The following is a 13,118-nucleotide window of genomic DNA, read 5'->3' as shown; positions in this document are numbered from 1 at the left end:
TTCGTCTCTCTCGCGTCGTCCGAAAAGGGCGTGATTTCTCTTTGCTTTCGCCGTCCCGACTGCCTAATCAGGACATCCCCCATCGAAACCATCGACAGCCAGACATGTCCCAACGTCCGCCCGCGCCACCATCGCTCCAGGAACTGCGCAAGGAGATCGACGCGATCGACGAGGGCATGCATCGCCTGCTGATGCAGCGCGGCGACATCATCGACCGCCTGATCCAGGTGAAGCAGACCCAGGAGGTCGGCTCGGCGTTCCGCCCAGCGCGCGAGGCCGCCATGATGCGTGACCTCGTGCAGCGTCATCGCGGCATCCTGCCGCTCGACACGGTCGAGAGCATCTGGCGCGTCATCATCTCGACGTTCACTTACGTGCAGGCGCCGTTCTCGGTGCATGCCGACATCTCGGCAAGCGAGCCGGCGATGCGCGATTCCGCGCGCTTCCATTTCGGCTTCACGGTGCCTTACGTCGCGCATTTCAGCGCGCAGGCCGCGGTCGAGGCGGTAGCGAAATCCAAGGGCGATCTGGCGCTGGTCTCGGCGACGTCGAGCCGCACGCCATGGTGGCTCTTGCTCGAAACGGAAGGCGCGCCGAAGATCATCGCGCGGATGCCCTTCGTCGAGCGCGCCGACCATCCGGCGGCGCTGCCGGTGTTCGCTATCTCGCGGGTCGCCGACAGCGCCCTGGTGACGGAGGTCGAGACCTTCAGCGTCCGCGTTTCCGGCTGGAACGCCGAGGTCGCGCGGGCCCTTTCGCCGCTCGCCGAGATCGTGGCGGTACCCGACACCGCCTTCGACGGCGCAGCGCTGCTGGTCTCGGTCACGAATGCGACCAGCATCGACAAAATCAGGGCTGCCCTGATCGAGGCGGGGGCCTCGGTGCGCTCCACGGCCCTCGTCGGCAGCCACGCAACGCGCTATACGGTGCCCCCGACCGGGGCGAAATCGTAAACCACGCGCCGCGCCCCGCCATTTTCGGAGTTCAAGATGTCCCGCCCCGTGCCGAATCCCGGCATTCTCGATATTGCGCCCTACACGCCCGGCAAGAGCCCGGTCGCGGAGCCGGGCCGCAAGGTGTTCAAGCTGTCGGCCAACGAGACGCCGTTCGGGCCCTCGCCCAAGGCAATCGAGGCCTTCAAGCACGTGGCGGACCACCTGGAAGACTATCCGGAAGGAACCTCGCGCGTGTTGCGCGAGGCGATCGGCCGCTCCTTCGGTCTCGACCCGAACCGCATCATCTGCGGCGCCGGCTCCGACGAGATCCTCAATCTGCTGGCGCACACCTATCTCAGCCACGGCGACGAGGCGATCTCCACCACGCACGGCTTCCTGGTCTATCCGATCGCGACCATGGCGGTCGGTGCCAAGAACGTCATCGCGCAGGAGACCAACCTGACCTGCGACGTCGACGCCATCCTCAAGGCAGTGACGCCGAAGACCAAGCTGGTCTGGCTCGCCAATCCCAACAATCCGACCGGCACCTATGTGCCGTTCGACGAGGTCAAGCGCCTGCGCGCCGGCCTGCCGTCGCACGTGCTGCTGGTGCTCGATGCCGCCTATTGCGACTACGTCTCGCGCAACGATTACGAGATGGGGATCGAGCTGGTCGCCACCACCGAGAATACGGTGGTGACGCACACCTTCTCCAAGATCCACGGCCTCGCCGCGCTGCGCATCGGCTGGATGTTCGGCCCCGAGCACATCATCGACGCGGTCAACCGCATCCGCGGCCCGTTCAACGTGTCGACGCCGGCAATGTATGCCGCGGTCGCCGCGATCGAGGACACCGCGCACCAAGCGATGTCGAAGCAATTCACCGAGACATGGCGCAACTGGCTGACCGAGGAGATCGGCAAGCTCGGACTGAAGGTGACGCCGAGCGTCGCCAATTTCGTGCTGATCCACTTCCCGACCGACAAGGGCAAGACCGCTGACGACGCCGACGCTTTCCTGACCAAGCGCGGCCTCGTGCTACGCGGCTTGAAGAATTACGGCCTGCCGCATTCGCTGCGCATGACCATCGGCACCGAGGAGGCCAACCGCCTCGTGGTCGACGGCCTGCGCGACTTCATGGCCGGCAAATGAGCGAGCAAGCGCATTTCCAGCGCGTCGCGCTGATCGGCTTCGGCCTGATCGGCGGCTCGATCGCGCGCGCTGCGAAGCTCCAGGGCCTGGCGGACGAGATCGTCACCACCGCGCGCTCGGAGAAGACCCGCGCGCGGGTGCTCGAACTCGGCATCGTCGACCAGGTCGTGGCGACCAATGCGGACGCGGTGAAGGATGCCGATCTCGTCATCCTCTGCATTCCCGTCGGCGCCTGCGGCGAGGTCGCGCGGGAGATCGCCGCGCATCTGAAGCCCGGCGCAATCATCTCTGACGTCGGCTCGGTCAAGGGCGCCATCGTCAGGGACATGGCGCCGCATCTGCCGAAGACCGTTCATTTCGTGCCGGCGCATCCCGTCGCGGGCACCGAGCATTCGGGGCCGGATTCGGGTTTCGCCGAGCTCTTCATCAATCGCTGGTGCATCCTCACCCCGCCGGAAGGCGTCGATGCGGCCGCGACCGATCGCCTGCGCGCGTTCTGGGCGGCGATGGGCGCCAAGGTCGAGGTCATGACGCCGGATCATCACGATCTCGTGCTCGCGATCACCAGCCATCTGCCGCATCTGATCGCCTACACCATCGTCGGCACCGCCGACGAGCTGGCGCAGGTGACGGAGTCCGAGGTGATCAAGTTCTCCGCCGGCGGTTTCCGCGATTTCACCCGCATCGCGGCGTCCGATCCGACGATGTGGCGCGACGTCTTCCTCGCCAACAAGGAGGCGGTGCTGGAAATGCTCGGCACCTTCACCGAGGATCTCGCAAAACTCACCCGCGCGATCCGGCGCGGCGACGGCGAGGCGCTGTTCGACCATTTCACCCGCACCCGCGCCATTCGCCGCGGCATCGTCGAGATCGGCCAGGATTCGGCCGCCGCGGATTTCGGCCGCCAGCACGGGGCGCTGAAGAAGCCGTGAGTTCGTAGCCCGGATGGAGCGCAAGCGTAATCCGGGATTCTTGATCGCGGCTGGCACCGTCCCGGATTGCGCTTCGCTCCATCCGGGCTACGGCAGCTACGCCACCTAATACAGCGGCGGGATCTGGCCGACCTTGACCGGGCCGAGCAGCACGGCGCCGTCGACGAACTTCAGCGGGAAGCTTCTCGCCTTCTTGCCTTCCAGCATGCTCTCGGTGCCGATCGAGTTGATGCCGGCGGCAACGCCGGCATTGGCGTTCTGCTTGATCACCTTGCCGAGGCCGGGAACGGCGCGATCGAGCGCGCCGAACAGATTGTTGAGGTCCTGCGACTTCACCCCGGGCGCGACGCGGTCGAGCGTGGCCTGCGGCACACCCTCCTCCAGCATCTTCTCGATGCCCAGCGCGGGGATCACGCGCTCGAGCCCCGTCACCGTCATCTGCAATTCGCCGTCGAGCCGGCCGTTGGCCGAGAGGGCGAGCGTGCCGGCCGCAACCGCGATCATCTCGCCCTGCTGAATCCGCGACTGCACGATCTCGATGTGGCCGCCGGCGGCCTGGATCTCGCGGAAGCGCTGCGGCCAGGGCTTTGGCGTCAGGTCGGACAGGCCCGTGATCTTGGCGCGCGTGTCCGCCTCGAACGGCTCGGCAAGCAGGGGATGAACGCCCTGGATGCTGCCCTGCGCGACATGGAGCACGGTCTCGATCACAGGATGATCGGCCGGCGAGCCGTCCGCGAGGCGTCCGTGCAGCTCGACCTGCTTGGCGCGCGCGAGCGGCACCTGCATGCTGCCGTCGAGACGATTGATGTTGGGATCGTCGAACACGATGGAGGCGCGGTCCGGCACGGCCGGCAGGCCGACCACGCTGCTGCGGCCCTTGCTCCAGTTCACCACGAAGGTGTTCTGCGTGACGCCGTCGGTCAGCGTCGCGGGCGCTGAGAATTCGGCGATGACGAGCTTGGGATCGTACACCTGGGCAACGACCAGGATGTTGTCGAGCTTGGCCGTGAACGGCGTCTTGCTGGCGTTCTGCGAGACCAGGGCGACGCTGGCGCCGGAGCACTGGACCTCGAAGCGGAACGGGAAGCCGGCGATCGAGCGCTTGGTGCAATCATAGATGCGGCCGGACTTGGCCTCCTGCGCCCGCCACGCGTCGGCGGCCACTTCGGCCTGCGAGGCCGCGTAGAACCAGAAGCAGCTCCAGGCGACGGCGAGGATCAGGACGAGGACGGGGGCAATGAAAAGGCCCCAACGGGAACGGCGGCCTGCGGCAACGGTCATATTGGACATGCGGCGACCCTTTGGCCCCAGATTTTGGCAAATGTAAGCGAGGCCAGCCCCCGACGAAAGGCGGAGAATTCGCTTCGCTTGAGGGCGCGGTTCTGGTAGCCGTGCCCGAAATGTCCGAAATCACCCTCCCCTCCGTCACCACAGCCACGGGCGACCTCTGGGTGTTCGGCTATGGCTCGCTGATGTGGCGTCCGGGCTTCGACTTCGAGGAGCGCGTCCCGGCACGGCTGGTCGGAGAGCACCGGGCGCTCTGCGTCTATTCCTTCGTCCATCGCGGCACACCGGAGAAGCCGGGCCTGGTGCTCGGACTCGACCGCGGCGGCGCCTGCCGCGGCATCGCCTTTCGCGTCGCTGAAAAGAACCGCACCGACGTGGTCGCGTATTTGCGGGCGCGCGAGCAGGTCACCTCGGTCTATCGCGAGGTGATGCGCTCGGTGTGGCTGGAGAACGATGCGCGCCAGCGCGTCTCCGCGCTCGCCTATGTCGTCGACCGCGGCCATGTGCAATATGCCGGCCGCCTCTCGCTCGCCGAGCAGCACCGCCATGTCGTCCAGGGCCACGGCCAGTCCGGCGCCAATCGCGACTATGTCACCGCGACGGTGAAGGCGATCGAGGCCGAAGGTTTTCGCGATACGCAATTGCATCAGCTCGCGACCATGCTGCATGGGGAGGCGCATTCCCTGCACCCGCCGGCTCGCGACGATCGAGAGAGCCGCTAGAGCATGATCCGGAAAAATGCGCAGCGGTTTTCCGGAAAGATCATGCTCAAACAATAAACTAAAGCGCGATGACGATTCATCCTAATCTCATCGCGCTTTAGCTCTCCGACGGGGCGTAACTCGGCGAGGCGCCAATCAGTTGCTCCTGCTCCTTGCGGCCGGCCTCGACGAGGCGGCCGGTTGCCTCTTCGATCGCCGTCTGCACACGGGAGAGAAACTCATCCTTCGGCAGGCCCGATGGCAACGGATCGAGGAATTCCACCACGAGCGTGCCGGGATAGCGCATGAAGGTGCGGCGGGGCCAGAACAGGCCGGAGTTGAGCGCGATCGGCAGACACGGCACGCCGCAGGACGAATAGATCTGCGCGAAGCCGGTCTTGTAGTCGGGCGGCGCGCCCGGCGCGCGGCGCGTGCCTTCCGGAAAGATGACGAGCTGCCGGCCCGAGCGCACCGCCTCGCGCGCCCGCCGCGTCATGTCCAAGAGCGCCTTCACGCCGGCCTTGCGGTCGATCGCGATCATCCCGGTCTTGACCAGGAACTGGCCGAACACCGGGATCTGCATGAGCTGACGCTTGAGGATGAAGATCGGACGATTGAAGAAGCCGGGCAGCACGAAGGTCTCCCAGAACGACTGGTGCTTTGCCACGATCACAAGCGGCCCCTGCGGGATGTTCTCGACACCGCGGAATTCGACCTTGATGTTGCAGACCACGCGCATCAGGACCAGCGTCGCCTTGGCCCACCATTGCGCGACCGTCAGCATGGCGCGCGGCGGCAATGCGAAGGTCGGCAGCGCCACGATCGCGAGGCAGACCAGCACGGCGTAGAACAGCACGTTGAACACGAGCGAGCGCAGGAAAATCAGGAACATCGACGATCCGATTAATTTGCCGATCAATTGGCCTGTGCGGTAGCGGGCCGCTTTGGCTGCTGACCTGCAGGCTGCTCCGACATCTCGGGCGAAAGGTCAATCCCGAAATCCTCCAGCCGCACCCTGAGCTCGGCCGCGACGTACTTGACATATTCCGACAGCAGCAGCCGCAAGGTGGATGCCGATGTCCACCACGGTTCCTCGCGCCATTTGTCGCCGACCACCGCGAACGGGATCAGCGTCGTCTGCGGCATCGCATGCGAGAATTCCACCAGCGCGCGCGGCATGTGATAGTTCGAGGTGACCACGATCAGCGACTTGAATCGGCGGCCGTCGGCCCAGCGCCGCGCCTCCGCCGCATTGCCGCGGGTCGAGAGCGCGGTGCGGTCGAGATCGACACAACAGGTCATGAAGGACTGGTTCTCCGGCAAGGTCCGGGAGATGTCACTCGCCGTCGACGTCGGGTGCACGCCGGAGATCAGGAGCCGCCTGCCGTAGCCGGCAGCGAGCAGCTCCATCGCGTCCGACACCCGCGAGGAGCCGCCGGTCAGGACCACGATGCCGTCTGCCTTGCGGCTTGGGGCGATCTCGGCGCCGCGCAATTGCGACAGGAATGCGATGAAGCCCGCCGCCGCGCCGACGAAGGCGAGCGCAATCGTCGACACCACGGCCGCGCGCAGCCAGCCGCGCGGCAGGTTCGGCGATCGATCGTCGGTCGGCGAGGTCATATGATGTCGATGATCCCTTCCCTGAGGTGATTTTAAAAGGTTTTGAGGCGAAGTGGAGTCCGGTTTCTTCGCCCTCTCCTGCGGGAGAACGGAAGAAAGAACTCAATCAACATCGTTCAACGTCGCAAACAGGGTCTGGCGTGAGGCCACCGCGGTGATGGCGCCGATCAGCACGGCCTGGGCCGCGAGCACGATGTAGCCGGACGGCCGCAGCGAGAAGGTGCCGAGCAGCGCCGCGAACTGGTCGCCGACGGGGGTACCGGAAAACCAGCCGGCGATCGACTCGGAGAAGCCGAACACCAGCATGGCGGCGCCGCCGCCGATCACGCCGCCCTCGAGGCCGAGCCTCAGGAAATGACGCAGGAAGTGATTGGCGATGTAGCGGTCGCCGGCGCCGACGAAATGCAGCACCTCGACGATCGGACGGTTCGCCGCCATGGCGCCACGGGTCGCGAACGAGACCGAGATGATGGTGGCGATGATGACCAGCGCGAGGATGCCGAGGCCGGCGAGCACGGTGGCGTTGGTCATCGAGCGCATCCGCTCGATCCAGGCGCGGTGATCGTCGACGCTGGCACTTGGCGCGACCTGGGTCACGCGCGCGCGCAAGGCGCCGAGATCGAGCAGCGTGCCAGGTTGCACACGCGCGATGATCATGCGCGGCACCGGCAGGTCGTCCATCGACAGCCCGGTGCCGAGCCAGGGCTCGAGCAGCTTGCCACTCTCCTCCCGGGTGAACGGCTTGACCTCGACGACGCCGGCTTGCGCGCGCATCGCCTCCGTCACAGCCGCGGTGTCGCGTTCGAGATCGCGGCCGGCCTGCGGGCGAACCTGGATGGTGATCTCGCTGGCGACGTCCGACTGCCATTCCGCGGCGGAGGCGCTCACCAATAGCACCGTGCCCGTGGTCATCGACGCCAGGAAGGTCATGATGGCGACGACGGCGACCAGCGCGCGGCCCTGGATCGAGGCGCGCGGCACGATCGGCGACATGTTGCGCGCGTTGGCTGGAAGCTGCGGACGCTCCTGTCCGAGGTCGACCAACACGCCGCGCTCGTCGGTCCTACTCATAGACGTGCAACCGTCCCTGGTGCAGCACTAGCCGCCGGGCCTCGTACTGGTCCATCAGGCCGATGTCGTGGGTCGCGATGATGACGGCGGTGCCTGATTTGTTGAGCTCGATGAAGAGCCGCAGCAGGCGGCGTCCGAGCGTCGGGTCGACGCTGCCGGTCGGCTCGTCCGCGAGCAGCAGTTGCGGCCGCGAGATCACGGCGCGCGCGATCGCCGCGCGCTGCTTCTCGCCGCCCGACAGGATCGGCGGCAGCGCGTCCATGCGGTCGCCGAGCCCGACCCAGCGCAGCAGGTCGATCACCTCCTTGCGATAGCTCGACTCGCTGCGGCCCATGACGCGGAACGGCAGCGCCACGTTCTCATAGGTCGTCATGTGATCGAGCAGGCGGAAATCCTGCAGCACGATGCCGATGCGCTTGCGCAAATCGGCGATCTCGTCCTTGCCGAGACGCGAGATGTCGTGGCCGAACAGATTGACGAGGCCCCGCGTCGGCCGGTGCGACAGGAACAACAGGCGCAGTAGCGAGGTCTTGCCGGCACCCGAGGGGCCGGTGAGGAACTGGAACGAATGCGCCGGGATCTGGAAGCTGAGGTCGCGCAGGATCTCCGGCCCCAGACCGTAACGCAATCCGACATTTTCGAACCGAACCAAGCTCAGCTCCGTTCGAGAGGGGACGCGGGTCGCACTGCTGCGCTCCGCCATACGCGACCAACGGGTTTTGCCGCCGTTATGGTTTCCGGTTCGTTAACGGTCGCCTTGTAGCATCCAGGGTGCCCGGTTAGGCGCGACTGGGTCATCGTCGAGGCCCGTCCATGCATATCGTCTGCCCCCATTGTATGACATCCTACGCCATCAAGCTCGCGAGCCTTGGGGCGAACGGACGGGCGGTCCGCTGTTCCCGCTGCAAGGAGACCTGGATCGCCCACGCCGAGGATGCCATCGAGGAGGCATCCGTCCCGGCCATGGCCGCGGCCAGCCAGGCCGACGACCAGACCGACCTTGCCGAGCAGTGGAACTCCTATGCCAAGGACGACAGCGCCACTGACGCACCTGTCGTCGACAGTCCCTCGATCGCCAGCGACTGGCCCGATGAAGAGGCCCCCAAGGAAACCGAGGACGAGTGGTCCGCGGCGGCCCGGGAAGCCGAGGAGGAGGTCGTCGGCGCGCAGCACCAGTCCTGGTTCCGCGGTCTGTTCGGCCGCCGCGGCGCGCGGGTGAGCCGCCCGGTCGCCACCGCGTCGCCCAAAAAATCCCATTTCGGCCTGCCGACCGCCTGCGCCGCCATGGGCGCGCTGGTGCTGGCGCTGGTGATCTGGCGCGGCGACATGGTGCGGCTGCTGCCGCAAACCGCCGCCTTCTACAAGATGGTCGGGCTCGAGGTGAACCTGCGGGGCCTCGCCTTCAAGGATGTGAAGCTGTCCAGCGAGACCGTGGACGGTAAGCAGGTGCTGGTGATCGAGGGCGTGATCGTCGGCGAGGGCAAGAAGCCGCTCGACATTCCGCGGCTGCGCTTTGCCGTGCGCGACGGGCAAGGCGCGGAGATCTACGCCTGGAATACGGTGCTGGAGCAGACCGTGCTGCGGCCCGGCGAGCGCGCCTTCTTCCGCTCCCGCCTGGCCTCGCCGCCGCCGGAAGGCCGCAATATCGACGTTCGCTTCTTCAACCGGCGCGACATTGCCGGCGGCAGCGTATAATCGCGCTGCACGGTACCGAGGTTGGTCCGAAAGTTGGTCCCATGCCGAAGATCTTGATCGCCGATGACGAAGATTCGATGCGCACGCTGGTGGCGCGCGCCATCGCCATGGACGGGCACGAAACGGTCACCGCGCAGGACGGCGCCGAGGCGCTGGAGATCCTGACCCGCGAGGACGGCGCCTTCGACCTGCTGCTCACCGACATCCAGATGCCCGTGATGGACGGCATCGCGCTGGCGCTCTCCGCCGCGCGCGATTTTCCCGACCTGACCATCTTGCTGATGACCGGCTTTGCCGACCAGCGCGAGCGCGCCTCGAACCTCAATGCGCTGGTGCACGACGTCGTGACAAAGCCGTTCTCGGTCGCCGACATCCGCACCGCCGTGGCGGATGCGCTGGCGGCGAAGAAAACCTGACACCTCAACACAGTCACAGCTGATCCGTCATCCTGAGGCGCGAGCCGTGCGGCGCAACGCGCTGCATGGGGAGCCTCGAAGGATGTACGGCCCCGATGTAGCCGATCCAGCCGGGCCGTCGCCCTTCGAGGCTCGCCGAAGAGGCGAGCACCTCAGGGTGACGGTGATAGATAGGGCACGTACTGGGCCGCCTCAAAAATCCTTCAGCAGCCGCTCGATGTAGTCGAGCTCGATCTGCGGACGCGAGCTGTCGCCGAGGCGGCGGCGGAGCTCTTCGAGGATGCGGCGGACGCGCTGGGCGTCGATCTCGCCCGGGATCTTGACGGTGTAGTCGTCGCTGAGATCGCGGCCATGAAGCGGGCGCCCGAGCGGATCGGTCTGGTTGCCGCCGCTCTGCTGACGGCCGGCCCGATTGCCGGGACCATCGCCCTGCCCGTCGCCATCGCCCTGCTGCATCGCCTCGGCCATCTTCTGCGCGCCCTTGCGCATCGCGTCGAGAGCCTTGCCCTGCGAATCCACGGCACCGTCGGCATTGCCTTCACCGAGCTTCGAGCCGGCATCACCCATGGCACCGTCGGCGGCGTCGAGGCTGCCGTCGTCATCACCCTGATCGCCGTCCTGATCGCCGCTCTGGCCCGGATCGCCCTGCTGGCCTTTCTGACCTTGCTGGCCTTTTTGACCCTTTTGTCCCTTCTGTGCGAGGCCGCGCTTGGCGAGCTCGTCCTGCAGCTTCTTCAGGCGATCGCGCAGCGACTGCTGATCCTGCTGCAGGTCCGACATCGACTGGTCGCCCTGCTGCTTGCCGCGCGAGCGGTCACGCCGGGAATCCTGGCCCTGCTTGAAAGTCTTGTCGCGCAACTGCTGCTGCTTGCGGATCATGTCGCTGAGCTCGTTCAGCGCCTGCTCCATGTCGCTCTCGCCGGATTGCCCGGGCTGCGCCATCTGGAGATTTTCCATGATCTGCGCGAGCTGCTCGAGGATGCGCTGGGCCGCCTCTTTATTGCCCTCGCGCGCCGCCTTCTCGATCTGCCGCAGGAGGTCGTCCAGATCGCGCTGCGTGATGACGGAACGATCGCGATTGGAAGACTGGCTTCTTTCCGTGGCGCGCTTGTATTCCTCGAGCTTCTGGATGGCGTCGGACTGGTTGCTCAGGCTCTTCCCGGATTCCTTCTGCCTGAGGCTGTCGCCGGATTCCTGCATCGCCTTTTCCGCGCTGTCGAGCAGCGCATCGGGATCCTGATCCAGCTGTGCGGCGGCCGGCAAGACGCCGCCCAACAGCAAGGCGAGGCAGGCGATCGACATCGCCTTCAAGACTGGCACGGGTGCTAGCTTCCGCATTTCCGGTCCCGCGTAAACTGGTTGGTCCTGTCGTCCCCCGCCTTGTTGGCACGGTTGTTCGCCGACTTGCGATAGGCCTGAAGCTGCTCGCGCAAGACGTCCTGCTGCTGCGCCAGCTCGGCGAGCTGTTCGGGCGTCGCGTGCTGGGTCTTTTGTCGCAGCTCGACGGCCTTGTCGAGGATGAGCTGGACCTCCGCCGGGAACGGCTGCCGGGCGCCGAGCGGATTCTGCTCGGCGCGGCGGGCGAGATCGCGCACCTTGCCGGCCATGGCCTCGCGCAGCTTCTGCGTCAGCACCCTGAGCTCGTCCTCGCTGGCGCCGCGGTCCAGCGCCGCCTTGAGCGCGTCCTGCGCCGAGCGCAGCGCGGCGTTGACGCTGCCGGCGACGCCGTCGTCCTCGATGGTCGTCGCGAAGGCCCACATGCTCGCCACCACGTTGCGCAGCGCATCGTCGGTGCGGGCGCCCTCGAGCTGGCTCGCGAGGCTGCGGAGGCCGAGATAGCAGCCGGCATCCGGCGTGAACAATTCGGGTGCGATCATCAGCGCGTCGAGCGCGGTGTAGACGTCCGAATTCCTGTTGGCGTCGAGCGCGAGGATACGGCGCTGCTCGATCAGCGCGCGTGCGAGCGAGTTGGTGAACAGACGCTCGGGCAGGCGCATGTTGAAGGGTTCGCTCCTGGCCTCGTTGCCGGCCTCGTCCTTGGCGGTGAGCGTCAGCGTGACGTCGGCGCCGGCATAGGGGTCTTCGCTGAGGTCCTTCACGGTCTGGCCGACGCCGTTGCGGGTGCGCGCGTTCGGCAGCACGAGCGGGAATTGCGGCGGCTGGAACAGCGGCCGCGCCGCGGCCTTGCCGTCGGAATCCTTGCTGCCATCCTTGCTACCATCCTTGGCGTCGGCGGGGCGCAGGGCAATGTGGGCATCCGCGCCGGTCACGCCGTAATCGTCCTCGATCTTGTAGGAGAGCTGGAGCCCGCCGCGCGCCTGGCGCTCGGGATCCTTGGCGAGCGCGATCGTCGGTGCACGGTCCGGCGTTGCCGCGAACGCCCATTGCGGCTGGCCGGAGGGGGCGCGGACATGCGCGGTGCCATCTGCCGTGATGGTGAAGTGCTTCTCGTTGGTGCCCTTGGGCGCGGCTTCCGCGGGAGCAACCTCCTTGAGGCCGCCGGAGACCACGACATCCAGGCTGCCGCCGGAGGAGCGTACGATCAGGGTCGAGCCGGCGGGAACGGCAAGCGGGCCGGCGGCCGGCAGCGCCGCGGCCTCCTTGTTGGCGGCCGACAGGATGACCGGCGGCTTGCCGGTATAGAGCGGCGGAGTGACCCAGGCATCGACGCGAACATTGGCCGGCGCCAGCACGCCGTTCCAGTCGAAGGCGGCCCCGAGCCGCATCGCGCGCTCGTCGCCGGCGGCGAAGAAGGTCGCGACCAGCATCACCATGACCAGCGCGCGCAACGCCCAGGGATCATGCAGCGCGAGCCGCGGATGCGGCAGCCCGGCGCGGATGCGCTTGAGCGAGGCCAACGTACGCTCGCGCTGCGCCTGCCACAGCGCCTGTGCGACCGGGTCCTGCGAGGACAGCGTGTCCGTCAGCGTCGTGGCCGGGCGGTGACGAATGCCGGAGCCACGATCGAGCCGGCTGAGCGCCTCCTCGCGGCTCGGCCAGCGGAAGCGAATCAAGGGAAACAGGACGGCAATAGCGATGCCGGCGAAAACAACGAGACCGATGGCACGGGCAACGAACGGTAGAGCCAGCCAGAGGCCGGCCCAGGACACCACCAGGAACAGGCCGACGACGGTCAGCAGCCGCGCCAAATTCGGCCAGGCACGCTCCCACGCGATGGCATAAATGGCCCGATCGAGGGCCTGCGCCAGCTTCAGCCGCGACAGAGCATCGCCGTTGCGGATCGGGTCTGACGGGTCGGGGGTGACGCCGTTCAATCAACTCTCCAGGTTGCCCGGTAGAGAAGCCTAC

At 66.8% G+C, this 13,118-nt stretch carries 13 protein-coding genes; 6 read left to right on the top strand and 7 right to left on the bottom strand.

Features of this window, described 5'->3' with window-relative positions:
* The first annotated feature begins 104 nt into the window (after positions 1-104).
* Genes GGD62_RS17450 through GGD62_RS17440 form a run of 3 tightly spaced genes read left to right on the top strand, consistent with a single transcriptional unit; the run spans position 105 to position 3,019 of the window.
* The gene (locus GGD62_RS17450) at positions 105-953 is read left to right on the top strand and encodes a chorismate mutase (protein WP_183236668.1); all 849 of its coding nucleotides are present in this window, start codon (positions 105-107) and stop codon (positions 951-953) included.
* A 36-nt stretch (positions 954-989) separates the two neighbouring features.
* Complete coding sequence (gene hisC / locus GGD62_RS17445) at positions 990-2,087, top strand: histidinol-phosphate transaminase (RefSeq protein WP_018316245.1); 1,098 nt, start codon at positions 990-992, stop codon at positions 2,085-2,087.
* Entirely contained in the window at positions 2,084-3,019 is a 936-nt protein-coding gene (locus GGD62_RS17440) for a prephenate/arogenate dehydrogenase family protein (protein WP_018316246.1), read from the top strand. Before hisC ends, GGD62_RS17440 begins: the two co-directional genes overlap by 4 nt.
* A gap of 105 nt (positions 3,020-3,124) precedes the next feature.
* Here GGD62_RS17440 and GGD62_RS17435 read toward each other — a convergent pair whose 3' ends face one another.
* Positions 3,125-4,309, bottom strand: coding sequence for a DUF2125 domain-containing protein (locus tag GGD62_RS17435; RefSeq protein ID WP_183709159.1), 1,185 nt, complete (start codon positions 4,307-4,309; stop codon positions 3,125-3,127).
* 110 nt (positions 4,310-4,419) lie between these two features.
* Between GGD62_RS17435 and GGD62_RS17430 the strand changes: the two genes are divergently transcribed.
* A complete protein-coding gene (locus GGD62_RS17430) occupies positions 4,420-5,028 on the top strand; it encodes a gamma-glutamylcyclotransferase (RefSeq protein WP_026201635.1) in 609 nt (202 codons plus the stop codon).
* 97 nt (positions 5,029-5,125) lie between these two features.
* Here the strand turns inward: GGD62_RS17430 and GGD62_RS17425 are convergent, their stop codons facing one another.
* The 4 genes from GGD62_RS17425 to ftsE all read right to left on the bottom strand — a co-directional run bounded on the left by GGD62_RS17425 (position 5,126) and on the right by ftsE (position 8,350).
* Complete coding sequence (locus GGD62_RS17425; protein WP_018316250.1) at positions 5,126-5,899, bottom strand: 1-acyl-sn-glycerol-3-phosphate acyltransferase; 774 nt, start codon at positions 5,897-5,899, stop codon at positions 5,126-5,128.
* Positions 5,900-5,922: 23 nt separating this feature from the next.
* Positions 5,923-6,627, bottom strand: a complete 705-nt coding sequence (locus GGD62_RS17420; protein ID WP_018316251.1) for a YdcF family protein — start codon at positions 6,625-6,627, stop codon at positions 5,923-5,925.
* A 102-nt stretch (positions 6,628-6,729) separates the two neighbouring features.
* Positions 6,730-7,698, bottom strand: coding sequence for an ABC transporter permease (locus GGD62_RS17415; protein ID WP_018316252.1), 969 nt, complete (start codon positions 7,696-7,698; stop codon positions 6,730-6,732).
* Complete coding sequence (gene ftsE / locus GGD62_RS17410; RefSeq protein ID WP_020508614.1) at positions 7,691-8,350, bottom strand: cell division ATP-binding protein FtsE; 660 nt, start codon at positions 8,348-8,350, stop codon at positions 7,691-7,693. Before ftsE ends, GGD62_RS17415 begins: the two co-directional genes overlap by 8 nt.
* 161 nt (positions 8,351-8,511) lie before the next feature.
* On the opposite strand from ftsE, the gene GGD62_RS17405 reads away from it, so the two are divergent.
* Positions 8,512-9,393, top strand: a complete 882-nt coding sequence (locus GGD62_RS17405) for an MJ0042-type zinc finger domain-containing protein (protein ID WP_183258298.1) — start codon at positions 8,512-8,514, stop codon at positions 9,391-9,393.
* Between the two features lie 41 nt (positions 9,394-9,434).
* Entirely contained in the window at positions 9,435-9,809 is a 375-nt protein-coding gene (locus tag GGD62_RS17400; RefSeq protein WP_018316255.1) for a response regulator, read from the top strand.
* A gap of 192 nt (positions 9,810-10,001) precedes the next feature.
* Here GGD62_RS17400 and GGD62_RS17395 read toward each other — a convergent pair whose 3' ends face one another.
* Positions 10,002-11,147, bottom strand: a complete 1,146-nt coding sequence (locus GGD62_RS17395; protein WP_183709157.1) for a DUF4175 family protein — start codon at positions 11,145-11,147, stop codon at positions 10,002-10,004.
* Entirely contained in the window at positions 11,135-13,084 is a 1,950-nt protein-coding gene (locus tag GGD62_RS17390; protein ID WP_183709155.1) for a TIGR02302 family protein, read from the bottom strand. The genes GGD62_RS17395 and GGD62_RS17390 overlap by 13 nt, the downstream gene beginning before the upstream one ends.
* Positions 13,085-13,118 lie beyond the last annotated feature (34 nt).

Origin of the sequence: Bradyrhizobium sp. ERR14, from assembly GCF_014198235.1 — a bacterium.
Taxonomy (GTDB): domain Bacteria; phylum Pseudomonadota; class Alphaproteobacteria; order Rhizobiales; family Xanthobacteraceae; genus Bradyrhizobium.
This window is presented reverse-complemented; position numbering and strand designations above follow the sequence as displayed.